The organism is Bacteroides fragilis, from assembly GCF_019583405.1.
Classification (GTDB): Bacteria; Bacteroidota; Bacteroidia; order Bacteroidales; family Bacteroidaceae; genus Bacteroides; species Bacteroides fragilis_B.
The window spans coordinates 247,578-271,812 of the sequence record NZ_SZUU01000006.1; the positions used below are offsets into that span (position 1 = coordinate 247,578).

A 24,235-nucleotide genomic window follows, 5' to 3' on the forward strand; every position below is an offset into this window, starting at 1 on the left:
GTTCCCTCCACACTCCTAACTGCTGAACCGTATGAATTTACTACAATATACATTTTTTCAACACGCTCTCCTGGGGAGTCTTCTGGCAAGCATTGCCTGTGGCATTATCGGCACGTATATCGTGACTCGCCGGTTGGTGTTCATCAGCGGCGGTATCACCCATGCCTCTTTCGGCGGCATCGGACTGGGATTGTATGCAGGCATATCTCCCATTCTATCGGCAGCTGTCTTCTCTGTTTTGTCGGCTTTCGGGGTAGAGTGGCTCAGTAAACGGAAAGACATGCGCGAAGATTCGGCCATAGCGATGTTCTGGACGCTGGGTATGGCACTGGGAATCATGTTCAGCTTTTTGTCACCGGGATTCGCACCCGATCTTTCAGCCTATCTGTTTGGCAATATCCTCACGATCACACAGACGGACTTACTCATGCTGGGCATTCTTGCCATCCTGCTGATCCTGTTCTTTACCCTGTTTATCCACCCGATCATATACGTGGCTTTCGATCGTGAATTTGCCCGTTCGCAAGGCATTCCGGTCGTAGTGCTGGAATATATCCTGATGATGTTCATTGCCCTAACCATCGTTTCCTGTCTGCGCATGGTGGGGATTGTACTGGCAATCTCGTTACTGACCATTCCGCAAATGACAGCCAACCTGTTTACGAACAAATTTAAACGCATCATCTGGTTATCGATTGCCATCGGCTATCTGAGTTGCCTGGGAGGTCTGCTGATCTCTTACCGCCTGAATGTTCCTTCGGGAGCATCCATCATTTTCTTTTCTATTCTTATCTATATTGCCTGTAAGATAGGAAAGAGCCTTTTCAGAAAGAAACAATAAAACAACATATAAGTATGGAAATCAAAATTCAATCACTGGAACAGATTCACGAAGCTGCCCACGAGTTCATCTCAGCCATGGGCGATAACACGGTCTTTGCACTCTACGGAAAGATGGGAGCAGGCAAAACGACTTTTGTCAAGGCACTTTGCGAAGAGCTCGGAGTATCGGATGTCATCACTTCACCGACTTTTGCCATTGTAAACGAATACCGTTCGGACGAGAACGGAGAACTGATCTATCATTTTGACTTCTACCGGATCAAGAAGCTGAGCGAAGTATACGATATGGGATACGAAGACTACTTCTATAGCGGTGCACTTTGTTTCATCGAATGGCCGGAGCTGGTAGAAGAATTATTGCCGGGAGACGCCGTGAAAGTAACCATTGAGGAACTGGAGGACGGAACAAGAAAAATAGTGATCAACGACTAATCATCCGAAGAATGGCCCCTCAATATTTTGTACAGGGAATATTTGCCACCGCAGGGCTCATAGCCCTGCTGGCATCTATACTCAACTGGAACTGGTTCTTCACCGCTCAAAATGCACAACTGATCGTACGGAATGTCGGCAGAGGGCGTGCCCGGCTGTTCTATGGACTACTGGGAGTCATTATGATAGGTATGGCTGTCTTCTTCTTCCTCAATACGCAACCCGTATCAGAGTAACTGGCGCGATTTCATTTCCAGATATTTATTGATCACATCAATCGACAGCTTATCAGGAGTTGTCAGCAGCGAGTAAATGCCATGCTGTTTCAAAGTTGACACAATCAGCCTCTTCTCAAACGCAAACTTCTCTGCGATCACATGACGGTAATAGCCTTCGGTGGTCACCGCCTTGCCCGCTATATACTCTTTCAGATCGGCATCCTCAAAGAATACAACCAATACTCTGTGTTGCCGGGCCAATTGTTGCAGGTAAACTAATTGCCGGTTCAGGCTGGTCATATTACTAAAATTGGTATAAAGCACCAGAAAGCTACGTTTATTCACATGCTTGCCCAAGTGCCCACATAAGGCAGAAAAGTCCGTTTCACCAAATGTTGTTTCCTGTTTATAGAGGTTCTCAAGCAAAGTCTGCATCTGACCGACTTGCTTGGAAGCAGGAACAAACGTATCGAAATACTCGTTAAACGTAACCAGCCCGGCTTTATCGTCCTTCCGCATAGCTACATACGAAAGCACCAACGAGGCATTGATGGCATAGTCCAGCAATGTCATGCCACGAAAAGCCTGCTGCATCACACGCCCTTTATCGATCACGCTGTATATCTGTTGACTGCGCTCGTCCTGATAGACATTGACCATCAACTGATGACGGCGTGCACTGGCCTTCCAGTTTATGGTGCGATAATCGTCTCCCTTTACATACTCTTTGATTTGTTCAAACTCTGTCTGATGTCCAGCCCGACGAATACGCTTGATACCAAGTTCGGTCAGGTTATCGCTCATGGCCAGCAGCTCGTACTGATGGAGCATCAGGTAAGAAGGGTATACCTTAACGGTTTCAGGCTTGCCACAGGTAGCCCTGCGGGATATTAATCCGATTCGGGTAGTCGTAAAAACACGGATGAATCCGAAGCCGTATTCTCCCCTGCGAGTCGGCCTCAACCGATAGGTAAGCGTCTTTCCCTCATTAGGTAAAAGCGACAGCTCGAAGTGTACATTCCTTTGCTGAAATATGACCGGCACTTCATCTATCACGATCAAACTGACGGGATAGGAATAACGGCTCTCTATACGCAGGCTGACTTCGTTATCATCACCGTTAGAAAAACGTCCGGCACACTGACGGAAAGCCTGGATACCCTTGGTGCGATACAACAGATATCCATCGAAAGCCAGAGCAAGCAGCAGAGCAAGCAGCCCTAACTGTCCGATGATAAACAGAGAACCGAACAGGTATCCGCCACCTAACAAGAGGATGACGACAAGGACGAGTATATAGAAACGTTTGGTCAGGAACATAATTATTTGGGTACTTCCACTTTATCAATCAACCGCTGAGTCACCTTGACAGGCGAATAACCTTCCATCTCTGCTTCCGCAGTCAGTATCAGGCGATGCTGCAACACATAAGGTGCTACAAACTTAATATCTTCCGGCGTTACGAAGTCACGTCCCTGTAAGAGAGCATAGGCTTTGGATGCCTGCAACATAGCCACCGAAGCACGGGGAGAAGCTCCCAGATACACAGCTTTGCTGGTACGGGTTTGTTGGGCAATCAAGGCAATGTACTGAAGCAGAGTACGGTCAACAAATACCTTTTCCGTCAATCGACGAAGAGAAAGCAGTTCTTCACGGGTAATCACCGGTTGTATCTCTTCCAGTTTTACCAAGGCAGCATTGGTGTGATGGCGTTCCAGGATATTGATTTCTTCATCAAGTGACGGATAGTCCATGGTAATCTTCATCAAGAAACGGTCGAGCTGGGCCTCAGGCAACTTATAAGTTCCCTCCTGCTCCACCGGATTCTGGGTTGCCAGAATGGTATATAGTTCTCCCATCCGGTAAGTTGTTCCGTCGATACTGGCCTGACGTTCTTCCATGACTTCGAAAAGAGCGGACTGCGTCTTGGCGGGTGCACGGTTAATTTCGTCTACCAATATGATATTGGCAAAGACAGGTCCCCGGTGGAAATCAAATTCATTGGTTTTCATATTGAAAACAGTCGTACCCAGGACGTCACTCGGCATCAGGTCGGGTGTAAACTGTACACGGCTGAAGTCGGCATCTATCAAACGGGCTGTCAGGCGGGCAAGTAAAGTCTTGGCTACTCCCGGCACTCCTTCTATCAAGACGTGGCCGTTAGCCAAAATAGCTGTCAACACCAAATCGACAGTACGTTCCTGCCCCACAATAACGGAAGCGATCCGGCTTTTCAGTTCCTGCATCTTCTCTGAAAAAAGAGTCAAATCGGTACGCGGAGTTTCTTCCCCATGCATATCATTCATATTTTCTTCCATATTCTTTTTATTTATCAAATTCATATTTCATTCTTCCCGCAGCTTTCTTCTTCCGAAAAAAGGTCAGGGTAGAGGCTTTTCTATCTCGTTCATCCCGTCAATCAGATCTTTCATCAACGTCTCGCCGACTTCTTGCTGCCCGCGAATCACGGGACGGAGCTTACGGAACAGATTCCGGACTTTTTCTTCATCAATCCCTGTTTTCCGGGAAATCCGCCTAGACAAGGCATTGTCATCACTGTCATCTTCTACATCCACCTGGATATTCCTCCGCAGGCTCTCGGCAAAGTAAATAAACTTTTTGCGCACAAGATCAGCATGATTCTTCTTTTGATAATATAGAGTACCGATCAACTCGGTAAACTCAAGATTACGGTTTGCAGGCTCACGAATCACCGGAATAGCCCTTTGCCTTCTACGGGCGGTAAATACCATAAAGAGCACCAATACCAGCATCGTCAGGTAAAGCGCCCACCTCAGAGGACGCTGGGAAAGGAAGTAACGAAAAGGAGATACCTCAACCTGTGCTCCCACCCCATAGGCTTCGGTACGGACTACCGGTAAGCCTTTCAGATGAGAAAGCAGACGAAAAAGGTAGGCTGCATTGTCGCCATCAAGCATTCCATAGTTGGTAAACAATAACGGAGTAGTAACCAAAACAATCTCTCCGCTCCCTACCGGACGACTAAGGGCCACAGGCGGAAAACAATCCGGCAAACTGTCATTGAACATTTGCATCGAATCAATCCGGCTGGTAGCTAACGGTAGAGACAACGAATCGTATTTCGTAAAGTAAATGCCACATAAATGAGGATAAAAACGAAAAGTACGCTTATCATACACTGCTGAATCCCCAATCCAGCAGACACTGTCACGCTCCAATAAATTGCCCGCATACTCTTTCATCCGTCTCGGATTAAAATAAGCATACGAATTGTCGAATCCCAACGTATCAGTCAGCGAAGTACTGAAAGAGGAAGCGGCTATCAATATCTTATTTCCCCTTTGGACTAAATCGAGCAAAGCATTGAGATCCGCCTCCACCAGATTTACATGTTGAGTAATGACAAGAATACTCTGGCAGGAGTCACTGTCAGCAGCAAACTGATAGAACGTCTTGCGCGAAAGAGAATATCCATCCGGAAGAGAGGACTTCAAGACATCATCAAACACAGCACACCCCAGTGGCTGGTGATCGTGTTGTGCAAAGGTGGGATTCCAGACGAATTTCTTCGGCAGATGAGATTCTACCACAAACATAATCAACAAAAAGAGAACGATCCCGATAATAAACCAACGACTGCTTCTCATACACCCCCTCCTTTCCTGATTTGAGCTTGCAGAGTTGCCAACTCTTCAAAAAGAGACTCGGAAGCGGGAAAATTACCATAACGTACCCGTAAAAAGCCGTTGGTCAGATTCCTGAAAGGAGTACGAAGCATCTCCTGCTTTACCTCATAAATATATTCTGTAGGAGTCTTATAAAGTTGCCAATCTATCCGGCCGTCATCGCTCAACAGTTTAAGGGTCTGCAAATAAAGCAGACGGATGGCCTCCCGGTAATCCTTGCGGCCTATGGCACGCCTGATCTCTGCATCAAAATCGACTCCGTAAATGGTATCTTCGTGGACACTATAGTTTACAGGACCTCTACGTGAGCGCATAAAAAGCTCGGGACGCTTTTTATAAAGAAACCAGAGGATCAGCAACAGGATGAGAATAGCAATAATAATCAGGATAATGCCGGAATACTCCTCGGCAAAACGACTTCCGAAAATGGCACGAAGTAATTTAGAGAGCTGCATACTGAGCCACCCGTAGATATCAATCTCAGGAGTCATCAGTTCACGGTTATAGTCATAGTCCGGATTGGATTGCCAAAAAGCAACCCTTGCGGTATCGCAGACCAATGTATCAGCTTGCAACGTCATTTAAAATCGATCATAATTGCTCAAATTTATCTATCTCGCTTTCTACCGAAATGCTATCTACCACCTCACTGGCATGACCGTATTGATATACCATACCAATCAAAGAAAATATCATCGAAAGATAGGCACCAAAAGTCTGGACGATAGCCAACAGGTAGACCATGAAACTATATCCGGCAGAGATGGTCAGTTCATTCTGTGTATCGCTCAGCATAAAGAAGTATTTTACGATAGTGGCAATGTACCACGGAGTCGTAGTAACCCCCTGCAATACACTGGATATCAAACCCATGACCAGAGAAACTAAAAAGACACCGCCCCATGTGGCAAATCCCAGACGGAAAGTTTTCCGGAAAGCTGCAAGAATGCCGATCTCCTCGAACAAGTAAATCGGAGTAAACAAGGCTAACGGTACTGCACAGGCTATCAGCAACGGAATAGTAAGCAAAAGCGTGAACGGAGAAGCTACAACCAGAATCCCCATAACAATGCCCACCACTATAGTAAGGCCTATACAGAACAGTACCATAACCAGCAGCCGTCTTATATTCTTGAACAGAAAAGGTTTCAAGTCGGCAAACGTCACACCGGCCAACCGTTCTTCGCGCTGATTATAAATCTGCATCAGTCCGTAAATAATAGAAGTCAGCAATATAGAACCTACCAGATAGCAAAGAAACATCAGTCCGTAATTTACCCAGAATTGCATTCCGATGGCCGCTAAAGAATTGGTCCCGGCCTCTTTGGCAGCTGCAATTCCCATTGCTCCTCCCATAATTCCATTCATGCTGATGGCTTGAATCAGACATAACGGCAGAATCAAATAGGTACAGAACTTCAACATCGGTTTCCAGTTCTCTTTTATAAAGTCCATGGTCGCATTCAGTTTATCACCAAAAGGACGCTTCACATATAAAGCAATTTTAGGTTTTTGTGATTCCATGAGTTTTTCTGTTTGGTAAATAAATATAGTAATAGATAATAAATGACAGTGACAATAGAATAATGCCCAACCGCAAAACATCGGGTAATTCGGTATGACGCGTGATAAAACCTTCGATAAATCCGGCCATTATAAAGATAGGAACTGTACCTACTATAATTTTCAGCCCTTTCTTGGCTCCCCTCATAAAAGACTCTTTACGGGAATAAGTTCCGGGGAACAGCCACCCGTTTCCTAAAGCCAACCCTGCAGCACCGGCTACGATAATGGCCCATATTTCCAAAGTCCCATGCAACCAGATCGCAAGCATGGATTCGCCCAACAAACCATGTTTAAAGAAAAAGGTCTGAAAAGCACCGAGCATCACTCCGTTATTAAACAGTAACCATCCTGTTCCAAAGCTGGTGAGCAACCCCATTGCAAAGACATTGAAAGAAACCATGATATTGTTTAAAGTAATGCCCAGAAACATAGGTACCTCTTCCGAACCGTTGTACACAGCCATCGGCTCACCACGTGCTATGTTATCGAGTGTCATATCCACATAGCCATTGCCCAGAATCAGACGGACGAAGTTATCATCATTCGCTGCTGAAACAATGCCCACCAATACACTGGCCCAAAAAATCAGAACCGAAACCAACAGCTCTTTACGAGCGTGGTACATCGTTTGCGGAACCTCTTGCGTCCAGAAAGTAAAGATACGGGTCCATTTCTCCTTCTTATTGCGATAAATCACATTATGAAGAGCCGAAGCCAGATTATTCAGATAAATAGTAATGCGGGAAGACGGATAATGAGTTTGTGCAAACGCCAGATCTGCCGTAAGTTCCGTATAAGCGTCGGCAAGACGGTCAGGAGTCAGCTTATCTGCCTGCTCCACCACCTTCTCAGTCTCTTTCCATTTTTCAATATTCCGACGTATAAACGTTACCTCTTTCATCCAACCGGTTCGGCTCCGGATAAGTTTTGTCCGAAACCGGAAGCAAAAGTAAGAGAATTATGATATATTTGCAACCGAAACTAAAAAATGTTTAGCCGGAAATGACAGAATCGACTATGATTGTCACACTTTAGAAGAAATCGGATTAACTCTGCTTAAAAACAAATAGAATGACCATCATCACCGATGGAGAATCTTACATTCTGATAGTTGTAATCCATAATGACATTTTGTATTTCTGATGGAACTATACGCATCTATTTCCGATCTAGGTTGCGAGTAGTACCAAAAGAAGCCCTTATTTTGCCATTAGGCAAAACCGGAATGCCAGTCATTTCACCTTAGCTCGATCACAGAACCTGGGAACCACCATATGACACAAACACTTTGCTTTAATACTTTTCATTTTACATACACAAAGACAGATTACTAATATCCATGCCAAAGTACCAATTAGCATTGAAAAACATAACTTTCCTCTCTGTCTTTTACGAAATTAACTCCTTACGGACAAAACATTAACTTCTTACGGACAAAAGACTAACTTCTTATCATTAAAACATTAACTTCTTTCGGGAAAAGAAGTTAATGTTTTAATGATAGAACCGGAATATTTACCCGAAAAGGCAAGAAAATTCGTATACAAATACTCTATTTATGTACATTACTTCTCTATCAGGAAGATTTTGAGAATAGCGACTGTCACCAAAAGAGAGATAAAGATATCTTTTTCATGCAAAAACGCGAAAAAAAATCTATTTGCGCGATTCCTTCTCTCTGAACGTACCAGAAATAAAACAACCAGCATCCTTTCACATCTGCTTGGTTCAAGTTCCGGATAAGTTTTGTCCGAAACCAGAAGCAAAAGTAAGAGAATTATGATATATTTGCAACCGGAACCCAAATGTGTTTAATCAGAAATGGCAGAATCGACTATCATCACAGGACAATTCGTACGAATCAGTCAGGTACCCGCCAGCCTTGGCGAACGGATACTGGCTCGTATTATTGACTATTTTCTGCTGTTTATCTACATTCTTGCCACTTCTTATGTATTGGGGAAACTCAATATACATGCTTTTTCCGGAAGTACTTTTTTCCTGTTGTTCCTGTTCATCTATCTGCCTGTACTGTGTTACTCGTTACTTTGCGAAGTTTTTAACCAAGGACAGAGTGCCGGAAAGAAGCTTATGAATATCCGTGTGGTAAAAGCAGACGGTACGACACCCAGCCTGAGCGCATATTTGCTAAGGTGGTTGCTCTATGGGATAGACGTAACTATTACCGGAGGATTGGGCGTACTGGTCATACTATTAACCAAAAACAGCCAACGTTTGGGAGATCTGGCTGCCGGTACAATGGTAATTAAAGAAAAGAACTATCGCAAAATACAGGTAAGTCTTGACGAGTTCGATTATCTGACTAAAGGATATCATCCCAGTTTTCCATCAGCCGCCGACCTGTCTTTGGAACAGATAAACGTAATCAGTAAAGCATTAGAATTACATCATAAGGATCGGACAAGACATATCGCACAATTGGCACCCAAAGTTCGTGCCCTGCTATCTGTAGACCAAACAAATATCAACGATGAAAAATTTCTTCAGACCGTTGTAAGAGACTACCAATACTATGCATTGGAAGAGATTTAGTAGATCTTATTTCGTAAAAACAGAGTAAACCGAACTTTTATTCATCCTATTTTCAGGCAGATATCCGGACTCCTATACACATCCGGTACTTCCGAGAGCCGAAAAAACAAAATGCATTTTTAGTAGGAGGAGAAGAATCAAGACGAAGTAAACTATCACACATACATGCAACAAAAAAGCGTGCAGAAGTGTTTCTACACGCTTTTTATCTCTTGGTTTACGAAGACTGGCTTATTCCACCTGTCCCAGAGAGTTGCCGTATTCCATTTCTCCCTGCACCACAAATAAGATATCTTCCGGGTCATATTCACCCACTTCATCTTTTTTGGCTTCTTTCACGATGAATTCTACTACCTGCTCCAAGTCGATGTCAACATAACCGTCAGCATCGGGCTGAACATCCAGGATTCCGCTTTCAGAGTAGTACTCATCAATCAAATCGAGGAAATAGTACAACTCATCTTCCGAAAACTTTTCCTTCAATTCCTGAGGCAAATAGTTCCGGATGAACTCGATGGTCTTTTCATCATCGGCATCATTTAACAAAAAATCGTCTTCCAGTCCCATAAACAAATATTTTTAATGAAAGTATATTATAATAATTTCTCAACTTTCTCTACGAATGCAGGTTTACCTACGGCACCGACTTGCTTGTCTACCAATTCTCCATTCTTAAAAAATAGAACAGTAGGAATATTCCGGATACCAAATTCTGCAGGAAGATCACTGTTTTCGTCTACATCACACTTACCCATGATCACTTTTCCTTCATATTCTTTAGCCAGTTCATCGATAATAGGACCTACCATCTTACAAGGACCACACCAAGGAGCCCAAAAGTCAATAACAACCGGCGATCCTTCTGCAAGGATTTCCTTAAAGTTGTTGTCAGTAATCTCTAAAGCCATTTTCTATAATTATTAATTGTTAGTTATTAAGTATCTATCACTGTTATGCGGCAAAGATAATCAATTTATATGAAACGCAAGTTCGGGACGTTCCTTTAAATAGGAAATTAATTCTCTGCCAACCGAAAGTTTCACAGGGCGGGAAATCAAGTCTACATACATCTTCCCCTCCGTATCCGTTACTTTAAAATAAAGTTCCGTATTTCCCGGATGTTCTTTCGTTAAAGAAGCAAGCTCGGTTACCAAAGCCGAATTAAGTTCGGCAAGCGGAATCAGAATCGTAATCTTCTCTATCAGTTGTTCCTTGACATCGGGCAGCAATTCCATCGAAGTAATCTTAATATCAAGTTCATCGGGACGCCATTGTTTAGGCTGGCAACGGGCTTTGATAAACAAGAAGGTACCTTCACCTAAATAACCTTGGAAAGTAACCCAGTCATTCCCAAAGAAAGGAATCTCCGCCGAACCGGAATAATCTTCTATTTTAGCTATACCATAAGGATTTCCATTCTTACTGATACCCCGGCGAACACTGGTAACAATGCCTCCCATCGTAATCTCTCTTCCTGCCAAAGCCGATTTATCATCAAGTTCGCTCATATGTGTATTGCAAACATGTTCCAACACAATGGCATACTCATCAAGCGGATGCGCCGACAAATAAATACCTACCAGTTCGCGTTCCTTATTCAGTCTTTCCAAATCGTTCCAACGTTCCGCCGGTAAAATTTCGGGAGTCGCTATATCGATAACGTTATCTCCGCCGAACAAAGAATTAACAGCAGCAGCCTTATCGGCTTGGTAACGGTTGCCATAACGCATCAATGTCTCAAGAAAGGTCTCCCCTCTGCTGTTCACAGCAAAATACTGTTCACGCTTCAGTTCAGAAAAGCTATCGAATCCACCGGCAAGCGCCAGGCATTCCATATTTTTCTTGTTACAAGCATTCAGGTTGACACGCTGCACAAAGTCGAAGATACCTTTAAAAGGACCATTCTCTTTTCGCTCGTCCATGATGCTTTGTACGGCAGCCTCACCTACACCTTTTACAGCGCCCAATCCGAAACGGATATTTCCATTCCGGTTTGCGGTAAACTTCAGGTTACTTTCATTCACATCCGGTCCTAACGTCTGTACTCCCATCATTTTACACTCGTCCATCAGTTTGGTAATATCAGTGATATTCGACAAACTTCGGCTCATGACAGCTGCCATATATTCAGCCGGATAATTAGCCTTCAGGTATGCTGTCTGGTATGCAACCCAGGAATAACAGGTAGCATGTGATTTATTGAACGCATACGAAGCAAACTTCTCCCAGTCCGCCCAGATTTTCTCTAATACCTTGGGATCATGCCCGTTTTTCCTTCCACCTTCAACAAACTTAGGTTTCATGTGGTCCAGCTTATCACGCAGCTTCTTACCCATCGCTTTACGGAGGGCATCCGATTCACCACGCGTAAAGTCGGCCAGCAGACGCGACAAGAGCATGACCTGCTCCTGATAAACCGTAATACCGTATGTATCCTTCAGGTATTTCTCCATGACAGGAATGTCATATTCAATAGGCTTACGTCCATGTTTACGGTCAATGAAGTCAGGAATATAATCCATCGGACCCGGACGGTAAAGGGCATTCATCGCAATCAGATCCTCAAACGTAGAAGGCTGCAACTCACGCAGGTATTTCTGCATACCAGCAGATTCAAACTGGAAAGTACCGATCGTTCGTCCGTCACTGTAAAGCTTATAAGTAGCCGGATCTTCGATTGAAATCGAATCGATATCCAGTTCCATTCCTTTACTCAAACGAATGTTTTCGACAGCCTCCTTTATAATAGACAATGTTTTCAGTCCCAGAAAGTCCATCTTGATCAATCCGGTATCTTCGATCACCGAACCCTCATATTGGGTAACCAGCATCTTTTCGCCGGTCTCTTTATCATCAGCCGTGCTGACCGGTACCCAATCCGTGATATCATCACGACAAATAATAGTACCACAGGCATGTACACCCGTTCCACGCACATTCCCCTCAAGCATCTTGGCATATTTCATCGTATCCCTCACCAAAGGATCGGGTGATGCTTCAGCCGCCTGCAATTCGGGCACATATTCTATGGCATTCTTCAGATTCAGCTTTTTATCCGGAATTTTATCCGGAACCAATTTGGCTAAGCGATCCGATTCGGCAAGCGGAAGTTTCTGAACACGGGCAACATCTTTGATAGCCAGTTTCGTAGCCATAGTACCATAGGTAATGATATGCGCCACCTTTTCCTGTCCATATTTCTCCGTCACCCAACGTAGCACTTCGCCACGACCATCATCATCGAAGTCAATATCGATATCGGGTAATGAAATACGATCGGGATTCAAGAAACGCTCAAACAGCAAATCGTATTTGATCGGGTCTATTTTAGTGATCTGCAAACAATAGGCTACAGCAGAACCGGCAGCGGAACCACGTCCCGGACCAATGGAGACTCCCATATTACGCCCGGCGGCAATAAAATCTTGTACAATAAGAAAGTATCCCGGGAAACCCATGGTCTTCATTATATGTAATTCAAAGACCAGCCGTTCTTTGACCTCCGGTGACAACGGATCACCATAAAACTTTTTAGCTCCGTCGAAAGTCAGCTTTTTCAGATAGTCGGCTTCCAGTTTGATACGGTACAGTTTATCATAGCCTCCCAAACGTTTTATTTTATCTTTGGCAGCTTCCTCACTCAACACCACGTTACCGTTTTCGTCTTGGGTGAACTCATCAAAAAGGTCCTTTTCCGTATATTTTTGCCGATATCCTTCTTCTGTTCCAAAGTCCTCGGGAATTGCAAAAGTAGGCATAATCGGCGCGTGATCGATTGAATAATACTCTACTTTGTCCAGAATCTCAAGCGTATTACTTAATGCTTCGGGCACATCGGCAAAGAGCTCATTCATCTCTGCCTTCGTCTTCATCCACTCTTGTTTCGTATAATACATCCGGTTCGGATCGTCGAGATCCTTTCCCGTACTCAAACAGATCAGCCGATCGTGTGCCTCAGCATGTTCTTCGTTGACAAAGTGAACATCATTCGTACAGATTAACTTGACATTATACTTTTTGGAGTATTCAATCAAATGTTTATTTACATTCACCTGCAACGGATAAGCTTCATGATTTGCTTTAGGCACTGTCGCTTTATGGCGCTGCATTTCCAGATAATAATCGTCTCCAAACAGGTTCTTATACCATTGGATAGCTTCTTCTGCTTCTGCCAACAATCCCTGAGTTATCTTTTTAGGCACTTCACCGCCCAAGCACGCGGAACAGATAATTAAACCTTCGTGATACTTCTCCAACTCGTTCCGGTCTGTACGGGGACGCATATAGTAACCTTTGGTCCATGCCCGCGAAACCAATTTTATCAGGTTATGATACCCCTTCTCGTTTTTGGCGAGCACAATCAGGTGATACCCACTCTGGTCAGGCTTTCCCTCCTTTTTATCCATTGTACGACGGGCCACATACATCTCACAGCCTATGATAGGCTTGAACAATCGCCCTTCCGCATCCGCTATTTTAGCTTTACAGTCAGCAATCTCGGCATCTTTATCCGCACACTCCACTTCACCGGCTTCAATAGCTGCAATCCGCTTCTTCAGGTCCTTTATTTCTCCTTTCGGGCCCCCGTTTTTCTTATTAACATAGTTCGTAAACTCTTTGATGGCGAACATGTTTCCATGGTCCGTAACGGCAATACCTTTCATCCCGTCTTTCATAGCCTTATCGACCAATGCACTGACACTGGCCTGACCATCCAGAAGAGAATATTGCGTATGGACGTGTAAATGAACGAAATCCTGCATAGTTATAGGTTGATAATTTGAAGCCATAAAATTACAATCTCTATAGCTACTAACAAAGATAAACCTCAAAAAGTTATCAACATAAGTCATTTCTATCTGTAAATGCTTGCTGGATTTTTAAAATAAGTATACTTTTGCGGATAATTATCATTAAATAGCGCAAATGGGTCGACTTAAGAAATTAAAAAAGATAAGAATTCACCGTGAAGGAACACATATTTTATGGGGTAGCTTTTTTCTGCTACTGATCATAAATCTGGCTCTTTACTGGGGAATTGATTGTAAAATACCATTCTATCTGGTGGCTTTGGTAAGTATCGTTGTCTATCTGTTGATGGTTAACTTTTTCCGTTGTCCCATCCGGCTTTTCGGACAGGATACAGAAAAGATTGTAGTTGCACCGGCAGATGGAAAAATCGTAGTCATCGAAGAAGTAGATGAACATGAATACTTCCACGATCGCCGCATTATGGTATCCATTTTCATGAGCATACTAAATGTACACGCCAACTGGTATCCGGTAGACGGAGTTGTCAAGAAAGTCACTCACGATAATGGCAAATTCATGAAAGCATGGCTTCCGAAAGCCAGTACAGAGAATGAACGTTCAATGATCGTCATCGAAACTCCTGAGGGAGTAGAGGTAATGGCACGCCAAATAGCCGGTGCAATGGCAAGACGTATTGTTACATATGCCGAACCGGGAGAAGAATGCTATATCGATGAGCATTTGGGATTCATAAAATTCGGTTCACGTGTAGATGTATATCTCCCGTTAGGCACAGAAATCTGTGTCAGCATGGGACAATTGACTACCGGTAACCAAACAGTTATCGCCAAATTAAAATAAGAAACAATAATGGCAAATGCTATAATCCGCCACATACCCAATACAGTAACCTGCCTGAACCTTTTTTCAGGTTGCATTGCCAGTGTGATGGCCTTTGAAGCTAAGTATGAACTAGCTTTTATCTTTATTATATTAAGTGCTGTCTTCGACTTTTTCGACGGCATGCTGGCACGACTGCTTCATGCATATTCTCCGATAGGGAAAGAACTTGACTCACTGGCCGATGACATCAGTTTTGGCGTGGCCCCTTCTTTACTTGTTTTTTCGTTTTTAAAAGAACCCGGATTAATATACCCCGACTTTCTGGCAGGATTAAGAGATTATATCCCTTATCTGGCATTCCTTATCTCTATTTTTTCTGCTTTACGTTTAGCTAATTTTAATGTAGACGAGCGGCAAACCAGTTCTTTCATTGGGCTTCCGGTCCCGGCCAATGCACTCTATTGGGGAGCGTTAATCGTAGGTGGCAAAGATTTTCTGCTGGCACATTGCAACGTTATATACCTTATTATAATGGTAATACTCTTTTCATGGTTACTTGTGGCTGAAATTCCCATGTTCTCTCTGAAATTCAAAAATCTTTCTTGGAAAGATAATAAGGTAAGCTTCATATTTCTGATTGTCTGCATTCCATTACTACTGTTTTTGGGTATCAGCGGATTCTCAGCAGTTATTGTGTGGTATATCATTCTTTCACTTTTAACAAGAAAAAATAAATAAACAATCCTTCTGGCACGTTTGTTGTACTACAAATTTTAAACAATGCATAAAACAAATAGCCCATGTTCCACATTTTAGGATTTTTATTCATTATTGTCATAGCCGTTATAATCATCGGATTGGCCCTTGTAGGTAGCGTATTGAGAGCCATTTTCGGACTTGGAAAACGCTCGCCCTCGTCAAGTTCAGATCGTAACGGACCCAATAATAATTCAGGAAGCAGAAGATACTACCACCAAACTCAGGCTAATGATAAAGAAGAAATCATCACTGAGACAGGAACCAAGCACAAAAAACTGTTTGATGATAACGAAGGAGAATACGTAGACTACGAAGAAATAAAAGAATAAGGGTAACGATAAATTATCACCTCCTCTTAGCAGCAAAAAAGTCTTTCATCAGCCCGGCACACTCTTCTGCCAATATTCCTTTGACAACGACTGTTTTAGGATGGAGCGCTTGCGGAGCATATCGCTGATAGCCTCTTTTATCGTCTTCGGCACCAAACACCAGTTTTCCCGTTTGAGCCCAGGCAATAGCACCGGCACACATTACACAAGGTTCCACTGTGACATATAAAGTACATTCATTCAGATATTTCCCACCAAGAACATTGGCGGCGGCAGTAATGGCCTGCATTTCAGCATGGGCAGTCACGTCATTCAACGTTTCAGTCAGGTTGTGTGCACGAGCAATGATCCTCTCTTTACAGACCACTACGGCACCAACAGGGACTTCCCCTCTTTCTCCTGCTTTAACAGCCTCTATCAAGGCCTGCTTCATAAAATAAGAATCATCCAGCATACGTCTAACGCCTCATATCGTGTTCACCAAAAAGAGTAGGATAATCCTCCTCCATATTTTTATGTATAAACATGAGAATCGTCTCACGAAGCCAGCGTGATTTATTCGTTATCTTATACTTATCCAGATAACGATCTACAATCTGCTGCTCATCTTCGCTCAGCAATATGCTCATCCGTCGTTCCCGCTTAGGTTCGTCCGGAGTTGCCTTATTACACTTTTTATCTCTCTTTCTCATATTCTTTGCAAATTTACTTTTACTTCTGTAATTTCAAAGAATAAAAAGAGTAAATTTGCAGAAAATAGTATGCTAAAAGTATATGGCAGAACATAATCTGTTAGGAAAGGCCGGAGAGGATGCTGCCGTTCAATATCTGGAGCAGCACGAATATACCATTCGTCATCGGAATTGGCGCAAAGGACATCTGGAACTGGACATTGTGGCAGCCAAAAACGGTGAACTGATAATTGTGGAAGTAAAGACACGTACCGATACGGACTTTGCATTACCTCAGGATGCTGTTACTCCACAGAAAATCAGGCGAACCGTAATCGCAGCCGATACATATATTAAGCTTTTCCAAATAGACGCATCTGTAAGATTTGATATTATTACTGTCGTAGGTAAAGTAGGAAATTTCAGAATTGAACATATAAAAGAGGCGTTTTACCCGCCATTATTTTAAATCGTATGAATATAGAATCAGCCAGAGAATACTGTCTTCAGAAAAAAGCAGTCACCGAATGCCTCCCATTCGATGAATACTCACTTGTACTGAAAGTGATGGATAAAATGTTCGCACTTATCGATTTGGAAGGAGCCAATATGATTGCTTTGAAATGTAATCCTGATTATGCCATCGAACTACGTGAACATTATTCAGCCATCGAAGGTGCTTATCATTTCAACAAGAAATACTGGAATCAGATTTTCTTTGACCAGGATGCCGATGATAAATTGATAAAACAGCTGATTGACCATTCTTACGAAGAAGTATTGAAGAAATTCACTAAAAAACTACGTGCCGAATATGATGCCCTTCCCTGAATCTTTTCCTGTACCTTTGATTTATATCGAAGAGACAGACTCCACCAATCATTATTTAAACGATCTGTGCAATAAGCAAGATGTCAGTGAACTAACCACAGTAGTAGCTAACTTTCAAACCTTGGGCAGAGGACAGCGAGGAAACAGTTGGGAATCGGAGAAAGGTAAGAATCTGATGTTTAGCTTCGTACTTTATCCCACTTCTTTAGAAGTCCGCAGACAATTTCTTCTATCTCAAATCATCTCTTTATCCATTAAGGAAGAACTCGACACATACGTTAAAGACATCTCTATTAAATGGCCGAACGATATCTACTGGAAAGAAAGAAAAATCTGCGGAATATTGATTGAAAATGATTTGATGGGAGTACATATCAGCCAAAGCATTGCAGGGATTGGCGTCAATATTAACCAGGAAGAGTTTTTCAGCCCCGCCCCCAATCCTGTATCACTTAAACAAATCACCGGCCAAACTTATGAACTCTCCGGAATATTGGCAGGAGTTATGCAACGAATTATAGAATACTACAGCCTGCTTCAAAAAGGGGAGCACACTTACATAACCCACCAGTATCAGAAGGCGCTTTTCCGAAAAGAAGGTATGCATAAGTATTCCGATACGAACGGAGAGTTTATAGCCAGAACCATAGAAGTTGAAGCCGACGGTCATCTTGTTTTGCAAGACGATACAGGAAAAATACGCCGATATTTATTTAAAGAGGTACAGCACATTTTATAATACTTCTTCTTTTTTAGTTTAAAACATTACCTTTGCAATATTGTTTTTAAATATAAAAACGTTTAATTTATGAAAATCAGATGCCTACTGTTAATATCTATATTAACACTACTGTTTGTCAGTTGCGAAGACTCCAATACCGAAAATAATTCAAAACTTGAATTGTCGGAGTCATCTTTTCAAGATATTGACAGCGAGGGAGTTACTCTAACCGTAAATATCACCAGCAGCGATTCGTGGGTAGCAGCAAGTTCTTCAACTTGGTGCAAGCTCGTACCCAATAAGGGAGCAAGCAATCAGCCACTCGGCATTATTGTAGAGACTAACCTTGAAACGACTGAAAGAAGTGCAACGATTTCGGTAACTTCCAGTGGAATAAAAAAGGTCATAACCGTCACACAATTGGCAGCCGGACATTCAACCAATCCCGAAGCGTACCACTATGAACTTCCCATAATCTTCCACGTGCTATATAAGAATAGTTCCGACCCCAAACAGTACATTAGCCCAAACCGTTTAACTGACATATTAAAAACGGTCAACAAACTATATAAAAATAAGATTGGAAGCGTAGATATGAACCTGACTTTTACACTTGCTTCTACGGGCCCTGACGGAAAAGATTTAACTACTCCGGGAGTGGAATACACTCTTTGGCCGGAAAGTTATCCCATCGACTGCGATGCATTTATGTCCGACAATACGGGAAAATATGTAAGTTACCTTTGGGATCCTAACCAGTATATCAATGTGATGATTTACAACTTTACCAATGACAATTCCGGCTCTACAACATTAGGTATTGCCCACCTTCCTTTTTCTACCAAAGGCAGCACCTTTTTGGAAGGGCTCAATTCGGTAGAAAGTTCCTATTTGACGCTAAACAATTTAAAGTTTCCCTATTGTGTATCGATTAACAGTCTTTACATAAATGAACAATCATCGGGAAATACATATAACTCAGCAGATGTAACCGTAACTATAGCTCACGAATTAGGTCATTATTTAGGTCTGCACCATGTATTTTCGGAAGATGATAACGGCACGTATAACGGATGTATTGATTCGGATTATTGCAAAGATACTCCAACATACAATAAAGAATATTACGATCAGTGGTCAAACACTCAATTAGCTTTAGGAGTACGTGACTTGTCTACCCTCGCATTAAGAGAGAACTGCATGACCAATCAGACATTTACGTCCCACAACATCATGGACTATGCATTTAGCTATTCTGACCAATTCAGCAATGACCAACACGACCGTATCCGCCACGTCCTGACCTACAGCCCATTAATTCCGGGACCGAAAAAAGGACAGACACAAACCCGCACAGCAGCCGAAGGTCCTTTGGATTTGCCAATACTTATAAGAAAATAAGAAAAAAGAGGTGAACAGCATTACTATCTGTTCACCTCTTTTTCTATCAGTTTTATTCTATCTAATGTCTTCTTTGCTTCAGTAGAAGGAAACTGACTGACCACCCTCTCTAAATATCCTTTTGCCTTTATATATCCGGTAGTAAGTATCTGGCTGAGTCCCTCCCGGTAACGGGCATACTGCATCCGGGTAGGAGTGTTTATTTTCTTATAATCATTTTCTATCTTCCGCTTTTCCTGTTCGGCCTTCAGATAATAGTAGTTACCGACAAAGATATTAGCAGCCAGATTATCTGCATCCAGCGTCAATATCTTCTCGTAAGTCTTCAAAGCTTCCGCTTCCTTACCCCTGTAAACCTCCATTTCACCACAAGAAGCTAAACAGTTCACATCGTTCGGTGATTTTTGCAGCAATTCTTTATAAAACAGATATGCCTTATCATAGCTACGTGACTTCTTATAGAATGAAGCCAGCTCATTAGCAAACCTCGAGGCTACATCTGTATTCTTATCCACCCCGGTCCAGTAAAACATTTCAGCCTTTTCCACATTCGTATTTACAGCCTGACGGAACAGACTAATAGCTTGTTCCCACTGTTTATTATCAATGGCGACTGATACCCTCTGCAGCATTTCTCCTGCCGATTGTGCTGAAAGCGCAAACGGAAGCGAAAGCAACAAGGAAAGAAATAAAGTAAAAGACTTCATCTTATTCATATTTATTTAGTTAGGTCCCTACAAAGATAGAAATTATTCCGACTCACCGGTCGCTAAAAACCAATTAAATAACGTTATTGTTCTCTTCATTTTCAGATTCACCTTTTTTCGTGTAACTTTGCCCGTCCATGGATAAAATCTTTCATCTCAGCAGTGGTAACAGACGGATTCTGCAAATAGCCGTCCCTTCCATCATCTCCAATATAACCGTTCCGTTATTGGGGCTGATCGATGTTACTATTGTAGGTCATCTCGGGTCAGCAGCCTACATTGGCGCCATTGCCGTGGGAGGTATGCTGTTTAATATCATTTATTGGATATTCGGTTTTCTGCGGATGGGCACCAGCGGAATGACTTCTCAGGCATACGGCAAGCGCGATCTTGACGAAGTGACCCGACTCCTATTACGGTCGGTCGGTGTAGGACTGTTCATTGCTCTCTGCTTGATGCTTCTGCAATATCCCATACTAAAAACAGCATTTACTTTTATCCAAACCTCCGATGAAGTGAAACGCCTTGCTACACTTTATTTCTATATCTGCATTTGGGGTGCTCCCGCCATGTTAGGGCTTTATGGCTTTGCCGGATGGTTTATCGGTATGCAAAACTCCCGTTTCCCGATGTACATCGCCATCACTCAAAATATAGTCAACATCGCAGCCAGTCTATGCTTTGTCTATCTGTTGGGCATGAAAGTAGAAGGCGTTGCGCTGGGTACTCTGATTGCTCAATATGCAGGCTTTTTCATGGCATTCCTGTTATGGCACCGATATTATGGACAACTACGAAAACGCATTCAGTGGAAAGCCCTGCTGCAAAGACAGGCCATGTATCGTTTCTTTCAGGTAAATCGTGATATCTTTCTCCGTACTTTATGCCTGGTAGCGGTAACAATGTATTTTACCTCTGCCGGAGCAGCACAAGGAGAAGTTGTTCTGGCCGTAAACACACTACTTATGCAACTTTTTACTCTGTTCTCATATATCATGGATGGTTTTGCTTACGCAGGCGAAGCATTGGCAGGACGCTATATAGGCGCCGATAACCGGACGGAACTTCACCGCACTGTCCGCAGATTATTTGCCTGGGGTACCGGTCTTTCAATCGCTTTCACCCTACTTTATGGCATAGGAGGACAATCATTTCTCGGCTTACTCACCAACGAAGCATCTGTTATCAATGAAGCAGAAACCTATTTCTATTGGGTATTGGCTATTCCTCTTGCCGGATTCTCGGCATTCCTTTGGGACGGCATCTTCATTGGTGCGACTGCAACACGCCAAATGCTCTATTCCATGTTTATAGCTTCGGCCAGTTTCTTCATTATCTATTACACATTTCATAACTCAATGGGTAACCATGCTCTATGGATGGCATTTATCGTCTATCTCTCTTCACGGGGATTCATACAAGCACTGCTTGCCAGAAAAATAATGCAACAAAAATAACTCTCAAAAGAATCTCGCTTTAAAACTATTCGTTTATCTTTGCAAAAAAAGAAATCATTAACAACCAACTCGTATGGCAAAATACAAAAGAATCCTGTTGAAGCTCAGCGGTGAGAGCCTGATGGGAGAAAAGCAATATGGCATCGATGAAAAACGATTGGCCGAATATGCCGCACAAATCAAAGAGATTCACGAACAAGGCGTACAAATAGGCATCGTCATCGGTGGTGGCAACATCTTCCGCGGACTGAGCGGAGCCAATAAAGGTTTCGATCGGGTAAAAGGCGACCAGATGGGTATGCTGGCCACAGTAATTAACAGCCTTGCACTCAGTTCGGCATTAGTTGCGGCCGGTGTGAAAGCACGTGTACTCACAGCCGTACGCATGGAACCTATCGGTGAATTCTACAGTAAATGGAAAGCTATTGAATGCATGGAAAATGGTGAAATCGTCATCATGTCGGCAGGAACCGGAAATCCGTTCTTTACTACCGACACCGGCTCATCGCTTCGTGGTATCGAGATAGAAGCAGACGTCATGTTGAAAGGTACTCGCGTAGACGGTATCTATACTGCCGACCCGGAGAAAGATCCTACGGCAACAAAGTTCCACGACATCACTTACGATGAAGTGCTGAAACGAGGACTGAAAGTGATGGATCTGACAGCCACTTGTATGTGTAAGGAGAATAATCTGCCGATCGTAGTATTCGATATGGATACAGTAGGTAACCTGAAAAAAGTGATTACCGGAGAAGAGATTGGTACATTGGTACACAATTAGTCAATTCTCTAATCTGAAGATATATGAATGGGTTAATAAGTGGACAGGATACGTTCACTTATTAACCTATTCTTCATTTATTCTCCAATTTCCATTTCATCAGAAAATTTCCCATCCTTCTCCAACAGTTCACGAGTCAGCAACTCTTCCGGAAAATAGTAACGAAAAGGTATCCCCTATGACAGTGTTCTTTTTTTAGCCTCTTATTCAGCTTCCGGTCTGCCACGAAATACATGCGTGATACACTCACTTTCTCCGGTGTCACTTCCTCGGGATATTGACAGCCTTTATGGTGAGTGCTGTCTGAAGATAGCATATGATTCTTAAAACTCCATGTATTCAACCCGTTTCTTTCATTAAAAGAGACAGATCTCCGGACATGCATCCGGGTATATTCCGCACATACATACAGGATATACCCGGATATACGTCCGGAAAGACACTTGAATAAATCAAAGAAAACCTATTGTTTTATGAATACCAAGTGAAATATACTTCTCATTATTTTGCCTTAATAGCATATTAAAGATATTCAATATAGAATATTAAATTAATGTACTAAAAACATGATTGATCATCAATATAAATCAAAGAGGTTCTTTACTAATTCCAATTTTGTACCGGTTATCCGGTACAAAATCATTTTACAACAATTTTATAAAGCAATATGTTTGATTTTCACAACTACAAACTATATATTTGCGAGACAAGATTGAAAAAGACACAGTTATTCATTATCTAATCTAATAAAAAGTATTCATACTTTATGTAAAACTAGAAATAAAAATCTATATATTAATCTATAAATATACACAACATGGAATGGCCCAAAAGTAAAAATAACAAAATGGAAGAGCTATTGGAAAGAATGAGCCAGTTTGAAGCTAATCTTGCTCAATTAATCTCAACCGGAATGCCCAATCACACTCCCTCTCCAACTACCGATGAAGCGACATCCTCCCCCAATGAACAGGAACAACTTTCTCCCGAACAAGAAGAAGAAATGAAATTAAAAATCCAGGAGCTTCAACAAAAAGAAGAAGAGTTGAATCTACGTGCTGAAAAGTTGGATAAATTAGCAAAAGAACTTGAAGAACGGCAGCAGAACCTGGAGAATAGGAATCCAAACGATGAACGCTCCATAGAGCCTGCGACGCATCCCGATCACTCGTTCCCTTCTCAAATCGGAGATCAAATAAATGCATTAAAAAAACTATTGGAAGATTCTTCTTACAAAGATAAAATCATTAAGGATCTTCATGAAGAACTACAAAGTCATAACCGAGATCTTCATGCGGAAATCGTAAAACCTCTTCTGAAAAGCATGATAAAAATGCATGAACGACTCACGAAAACTTATAAGTTTTATGAAAATACGGAAGCTAAGAATTCCCCTGAAACTTATACGAGATTATTAAGAGAAGTGGAAAATTGTAAACTGCATATTCAAGATATTCTGGAAGACGAATACGACTTAGAGTATTTTGAACCGACAATAGGCAGCGCATATTCACCTAAAGAGCAAACAGCCATCCGGACAGTGATCACTGATACTCCGGAACAGGCCGGCACTATTAAAGAATTTCATTACGGAGGCTTCCGAAATACTACCACAAACAAAATATTTCAACCCTCAACGGTCACTGTATATAAAAAATCAGAATAATCAACTCATCTAAAAAACTCTAAAAAGATAAATA

At 42.4% G+C, this 24,235-nt stretch carries 26 protein-coding genes; 14 read left to right on the plus strand and 12 right to left on the minus strand.

Translation table 11 applies throughout. The features are described 5' to 3' along the window. The first annotated feature begins 31 nt into the window (after positions 1-31). The 3 genes from FDF36_RS14625 to FDF36_RS14635 are packed head-to-tail and all read left to right on the plus strand — an operon-like array spanning position 32 to position 1,511. Positions 32-841: a metal ABC transporter permease gene (locus FDF36_RS14625; protein ID WP_005784764.1), complete on the plus strand. Its 810-nt coding sequence runs from the start codon at positions 32-34 to the stop codon at positions 839-841. Positions 842-855: 14 nt separating this feature from the next. Beyond that, positions 856-1,275, plus strand: coding sequence for a tRNA (adenosine(37)-N6)-threonylcarbamoyltransferase complex ATPase subunit type 1 TsaE (gene tsaE / locus FDF36_RS14630; protein ID WP_220391835.1), 420 nt, complete (start codon positions 856-858; stop codon positions 1,273-1,275). Positions 1,276-1,286: 11 nt separating this feature from the next. Beyond that, positions 1,287-1,511, plus strand: a complete 225-nt coding sequence (locus FDF36_RS14635) for an immunity 17 family protein (protein WP_005796270.1) — start codon at positions 1,287-1,289, stop codon at positions 1,509-1,511. Here the strand turns inward: FDF36_RS14635 and FDF36_RS14640 are convergent. The 6 genes from FDF36_RS14640 to FDF36_RS14665 form a co-directional block, all read right to left on the minus strand. After that, positions 1,503-2,813: a DUF58 domain-containing protein gene (locus FDF36_RS14640; RefSeq protein WP_220391836.1), complete on the minus strand. Its 1,311-nt coding sequence runs from the start codon at positions 2,811-2,813 to the stop codon at positions 1,503-1,505. The two genes, FDF36_RS14635 and FDF36_RS14640, sit on opposite strands and share 9 nt — an antisense overlap. A 2-nt stretch (positions 2,814-2,815) precedes the next feature. Beyond that, positions 2,816-3,811 carry an AAA family ATPase gene (locus tag FDF36_RS14645; protein ID WP_005784757.1) on the minus strand — a complete coding sequence of 332 codons (996 nt, stop codon included), beginning with the start codon at positions 3,809-3,811 and terminating at the stop codon, positions 2,816-2,818. Positions 3,812-3,874: 63 nt separating this feature from the next. Continuing rightward, the gene (locus FDF36_RS14650) at positions 3,875-5,122 is read right to left on the minus strand and encodes a DUF4350 domain-containing protein (RefSeq protein WP_220391837.1); all 1,248 of its coding nucleotides are present in this window, start codon (positions 5,120-5,122) and stop codon (positions 3,875-3,877) included. Continuing rightward, positions 5,119-5,742 carry a DUF4129 domain-containing protein gene (locus FDF36_RS14655; protein WP_220391838.1) on the minus strand — a complete coding sequence of 208 codons (624 nt, stop codon included), beginning with the start codon at positions 5,740-5,742 and terminating at the stop codon, positions 5,119-5,121. Before FDF36_RS14655 ends, FDF36_RS14650 begins: the two co-directional genes overlap by 4 nt. A 10-nt stretch (positions 5,743-5,752) precedes the next feature. Beyond that, entirely contained in the window at positions 5,753-6,685 is a 933-nt protein-coding gene (locus FDF36_RS14660) for a hypothetical protein (RefSeq protein ID WP_220391839.1), read from the minus strand. Further along, positions 6,666-7,628: a stage II sporulation protein M gene (locus FDF36_RS14665; RefSeq protein ID WP_008658488.1), complete on the minus strand. Its 963-nt coding sequence runs from the start codon at positions 7,626-7,628 to the stop codon at positions 6,666-6,668. Before FDF36_RS14665 ends, FDF36_RS14660 begins: the two co-directional genes overlap by 20 nt. Positions 7,629-8,548: 920 nt before the next feature. Here FDF36_RS14665 and FDF36_RS14670 point away from each other — a divergent pair. Further along, positions 8,549-9,280 carry an RDD family protein gene (locus FDF36_RS14670; protein WP_220391840.1) on the plus strand — a complete coding sequence of 244 codons (732 nt, stop codon included), beginning with the start codon at positions 8,549-8,551 and terminating at the stop codon, positions 9,278-9,280. A gap of 231 nt (positions 9,281-9,511) precedes the next feature. Here the strand turns inward: FDF36_RS14670 and FDF36_RS14675 are convergent, their stop codons facing one another. The 3 genes from FDF36_RS14675 to dnaE are packed head-to-tail and all read right to left on the minus strand — an operon-like array spanning position 9,512 to position 14,043. Next, positions 9,512-9,847, minus strand: coding sequence for a hypothetical protein (locus tag FDF36_RS14675; protein ID WP_005784743.1), 336 nt, complete (start codon positions 9,845-9,847; stop codon positions 9,512-9,514). 26 nt (positions 9,848-9,873) lie between these two features. Then, positions 9,874-10,188, minus strand: a complete 315-nt coding sequence (trxA, locus tag FDF36_RS14680; RefSeq protein ID WP_005784741.1) for a thioredoxin — start codon at positions 10,186-10,188, stop codon at positions 9,874-9,876. 60 nt (positions 10,189-10,248) lie between these two features. Continuing rightward, the gene (gene dnaE / locus FDF36_RS14685; RefSeq protein WP_220391869.1) at positions 10,249-14,043 is read right to left on the minus strand and encodes a DNA polymerase III subunit alpha; all 3,795 of its coding nucleotides are present in this window, start codon (positions 14,041-14,043) and stop codon (positions 10,249-10,251) included. Positions 14,044-14,206: 163 nt separating this feature from the next. On the opposite strand from dnaE, the gene FDF36_RS14690 reads away from it, so the two are divergent. The 3 genes from FDF36_RS14690 (at position 14,207) to FDF36_RS14700 (ending at position 15,963) form a co-directional block, all read left to right on the plus strand. Further along, positions 14,207-14,893: a phosphatidylserine decarboxylase family protein gene (locus tag FDF36_RS14690; protein WP_005784739.1), complete on the plus strand. Its 687-nt coding sequence runs from the start codon at positions 14,207-14,209 to the stop codon at positions 14,891-14,893. Between the two features lie 9 nt (positions 14,894-14,902). Beyond that, positions 14,903-15,613: a CDP-diacylglycerol--serine O-phosphatidyltransferase gene (gene pssA / locus FDF36_RS14695; protein WP_220391841.1), complete on the plus strand. Its 711-nt coding sequence runs from the start codon at positions 14,903-14,905 to the stop codon at positions 15,611-15,613. Between the two features lie 62 nt (positions 15,614-15,675). Beyond that, positions 15,676-15,963, plus strand: coding sequence for a DUF4834 family protein (locus FDF36_RS14700; protein ID WP_220391842.1), 288 nt, complete (start codon positions 15,676-15,678; stop codon positions 15,961-15,963). 16 nt (positions 15,964-15,979) lie between these two features. Here the strand turns inward: FDF36_RS14700 and FDF36_RS14705 are convergent, their stop codons facing one another. Next, complete coding sequence (locus tag FDF36_RS14705) at positions 15,980-16,417, minus strand: nucleoside deaminase (protein WP_220391843.1); 438 nt, start codon at positions 16,415-16,417, stop codon at positions 15,980-15,982. 4 nt (positions 16,418-16,421) lie between these two features. Next, positions 16,422-16,655 carry a hypothetical protein gene (locus FDF36_RS14710; RefSeq protein ID WP_005784731.1) on the minus strand — a complete coding sequence of 78 codons (234 nt, stop codon included), beginning with the start codon at positions 16,653-16,655 and terminating at the stop codon, positions 16,422-16,424. 82 nt (positions 16,656-16,737) lie between these two features. Between FDF36_RS14710 and FDF36_RS14715 the strand changes: the two genes are divergently transcribed. The 4 genes from FDF36_RS14715 to FDF36_RS14730 all read left to right on the plus strand — a co-directional run bounded on the left by FDF36_RS14715 (position 16,738) and on the right by FDF36_RS14730 (position 19,587). After that, a complete protein-coding gene (locus tag FDF36_RS14715; protein WP_005810543.1) occupies positions 16,738-17,103 on the plus strand; it encodes a YraN family protein in 366 nt (121 codons plus the stop codon). A gap of 5 nt (positions 17,104-17,108) precedes the next feature. Then, positions 17,109-17,465 carry an MmcQ/YjbR family DNA-binding protein gene (locus FDF36_RS14720; protein ID WP_220391844.1) on the plus strand — a complete coding sequence of 119 codons (357 nt, stop codon included), beginning with the start codon at positions 17,109-17,111 and terminating at the stop codon, positions 17,463-17,465. Beyond that, positions 17,449-18,204: a biotin--[acetyl-CoA-carboxylase] ligase gene (locus tag FDF36_RS14725; protein ID WP_220391845.1), complete on the plus strand. Its 756-nt coding sequence runs from the start codon at positions 17,449-17,451 to the stop codon at positions 18,202-18,204. The genes FDF36_RS14720 and FDF36_RS14725 overlap by 17 nt, the downstream gene beginning before the upstream one ends. Positions 18,205-18,273: 69 nt before the next feature. Further along, a complete protein-coding gene (locus FDF36_RS14730) occupies positions 18,274-19,587 on the plus strand; it encodes a zinc-dependent metalloproteinase lipoprotein (RefSeq protein ID WP_220391846.1) in 1,314 nt (437 codons plus the stop codon). 23 nt (positions 19,588-19,610) lie between these two features. Here the strand turns inward: FDF36_RS14730 and FDF36_RS14735 are convergent, their stop codons facing one another. Continuing rightward, a complete protein-coding gene (locus FDF36_RS14735) occupies positions 19,611-20,294 on the minus strand; it encodes a tetratricopeptide repeat protein (RefSeq protein WP_220391870.1) in 684 nt (227 codons plus the stop codon). Positions 20,295-20,431: 137 nt separating this feature from the next. On the opposite strand from FDF36_RS14735, the gene FDF36_RS14740 reads away from it, so the two are divergent. The 3 genes from FDF36_RS14740 to grpE all read left to right on the plus strand — a co-directional run bounded on the left by FDF36_RS14740 (position 20,432) and on the right by grpE (position 24,201). Continuing rightward, on the plus strand, positions 20,432-21,751 hold the full coding sequence (locus tag FDF36_RS14740) for an MATE family efflux transporter (RefSeq protein WP_220391847.1): 1,320 nt from the start codon (positions 20,432-20,434) through the stop codon (positions 21,749-21,751). Positions 21,752-21,824: 73 nt separating this feature from the next. Next, positions 21,825-22,535, plus strand: a complete 711-nt coding sequence (gene pyrH / locus FDF36_RS14745) for a UMP kinase (RefSeq protein WP_220391848.1) — start codon at positions 21,825-21,827, stop codon at positions 22,533-22,535. An 817-nt stretch (positions 22,536-23,352) separates the two neighbouring features. Next, positions 23,353-24,201: a nucleotide exchange factor GrpE gene (grpE, locus tag FDF36_RS14750; protein ID WP_220391849.1), complete on the plus strand. Its 849-nt coding sequence runs from the start codon at positions 23,353-23,355 to the stop codon at positions 24,199-24,201. Positions 24,202-24,235: the final 34 nt, after the last annotated feature.

Coding starts and splice junctions, on each gene's coding strand:
- FDF36_RS14625 (WP_005784764.1), top strand. CDS start 32: ATGAATTTACTACAATATACATTTTTTCAACACGCTCTCCTGGGGAGT.
- tsaE (WP_220391835.1), top strand. CDS start 856: ATGGAAATCAAAATTCAATCACTGGAACAGATTCACGAAGCTGCCCAC.
- FDF36_RS14635 (WP_005796270.1), top strand. CDS start 1,287: ATGGCCCCTCAATATTTTGTACAGGGAATATTTGCCACCGCAGGGCTC.
- FDF36_RS14640 (WP_220391836.1), bottom strand. CDS start 2,813: ATGTTCCTGACCAAACGTTTCTATATACTCGTCCTTGTCGTCATCCTC.
- FDF36_RS14645 (WP_005784757.1), bottom strand. CDS start 3,811: ATGGAAGAAAATATGAATGATATGCATGGGGAAGAAACTCCGCGTACC.
- FDF36_RS14650 (WP_220391837.1), bottom strand. CDS start 5,122: ATGAGAAGCAGTCGTTGGTTTATTATCGGGATCGTTCTCTTTTTGTTG.
- FDF36_RS14655 (WP_220391838.1), bottom strand. CDS start 5,742: ATGACGTTGCAAGCTGATACATTGGTCTGCGATACCGCAAGGGTTGCT.
- FDF36_RS14660 (WP_220391839.1), bottom strand. CDS start 6,685: ATGGAATCACAAAAACCTAAAATTGCTTTATATGTGAAGCGTCCTTTT.
- FDF36_RS14665 (WP_008658488.1), bottom strand. CDS start 7,628: ATGAAAGAGGTAACGTTTATACGTCGGAATATTGAAAAATGGAAAGAG.
- FDF36_RS14670 (WP_220391840.1), top strand. CDS start 8,549: ATGGCAGAATCGACTATCATCACAGGACAATTCGTACGAATCAGTCAG.
- FDF36_RS14675 (WP_005784743.1), bottom strand. CDS start 9,847: ATGGGACTGGAAGACGATTTTTTGTTAAATGATGCCGATGATGAAAAG.
- trxA (WP_005784741.1), bottom strand. CDS start 10,188: ATGGCTTTAGAGATTACTGACAACAACTTTAAGGAAATCCTTGCAGAA.
- dnaE (WP_220391869.1), bottom strand. CDS start 14,043: ATGCAGGATTTCGTTCATTTACACGTCCATACGCAATATTCTCTTCTG.
- FDF36_RS14690 (WP_005784739.1), top strand. CDS start 14,207: ATGGGTCGACTTAAGAAATTAAAAAAGATAAGAATTCACCGTGAAGGA.
- pssA (WP_220391841.1), top strand. CDS start 14,903: ATGGCAAATGCTATAATCCGCCACATACCCAATACAGTAACCTGCCTG.
- FDF36_RS14700 (WP_220391842.1), top strand. CDS start 15,676: ATGTTCCACATTTTAGGATTTTTATTCATTATTGTCATAGCCGTTATA.
- FDF36_RS14705 (WP_220391843.1), bottom strand. CDS start 16,417: ATGCTGGATGATTCTTATTTTATGAAGCAGGCCTTGATAGAGGCTGTT.
- FDF36_RS14710 (WP_005784731.1), bottom strand. CDS start 16,655: ATGAGAAAGAGAGATAAAAAGTGTAATAAGGCAACTCCGGACGAACCT.
- FDF36_RS14715 (WP_005810543.1), top strand. CDS start 16,738: ATGGCAGAACATAATCTGTTAGGAAAGGCCGGAGAGGATGCTGCCGTT.
- FDF36_RS14720 (WP_220391844.1), top strand. CDS start 17,109: ATGAATATAGAATCAGCCAGAGAATACTGTCTTCAGAAAAAAGCAGTC.
- FDF36_RS14725 (WP_220391845.1), top strand. CDS start 17,449: ATGATGCCCTTCCCTGAATCTTTTCCTGTACCTTTGATTTATATCGAA.
- FDF36_RS14730 (WP_220391846.1), top strand. CDS start 18,274: ATGAAAATCAGATGCCTACTGTTAATATCTATATTAACACTACTGTTT.
- FDF36_RS14735 (WP_220391870.1), bottom strand. CDS start 20,294: ATGAAGTCTTTTACTTTATTTCTTTCCTTGTTGCTTTCGCTTCCGTTT.
- FDF36_RS14740 (WP_220391847.1), top strand. CDS start 20,432: ATGGATAAAATCTTTCATCTCAGCAGTGGTAACAGACGGATTCTGCAA.
- pyrH (WP_220391848.1), top strand. CDS start 21,825: ATGGCAAAATACAAAAGAATCCTGTTGAAGCTCAGCGGTGAGAGCCTG.
- grpE (WP_220391849.1), top strand. CDS start 23,353: ATGGAATGGCCCAAAAGTAAAAATAACAAAATGGAAGAGCTATTGGAA.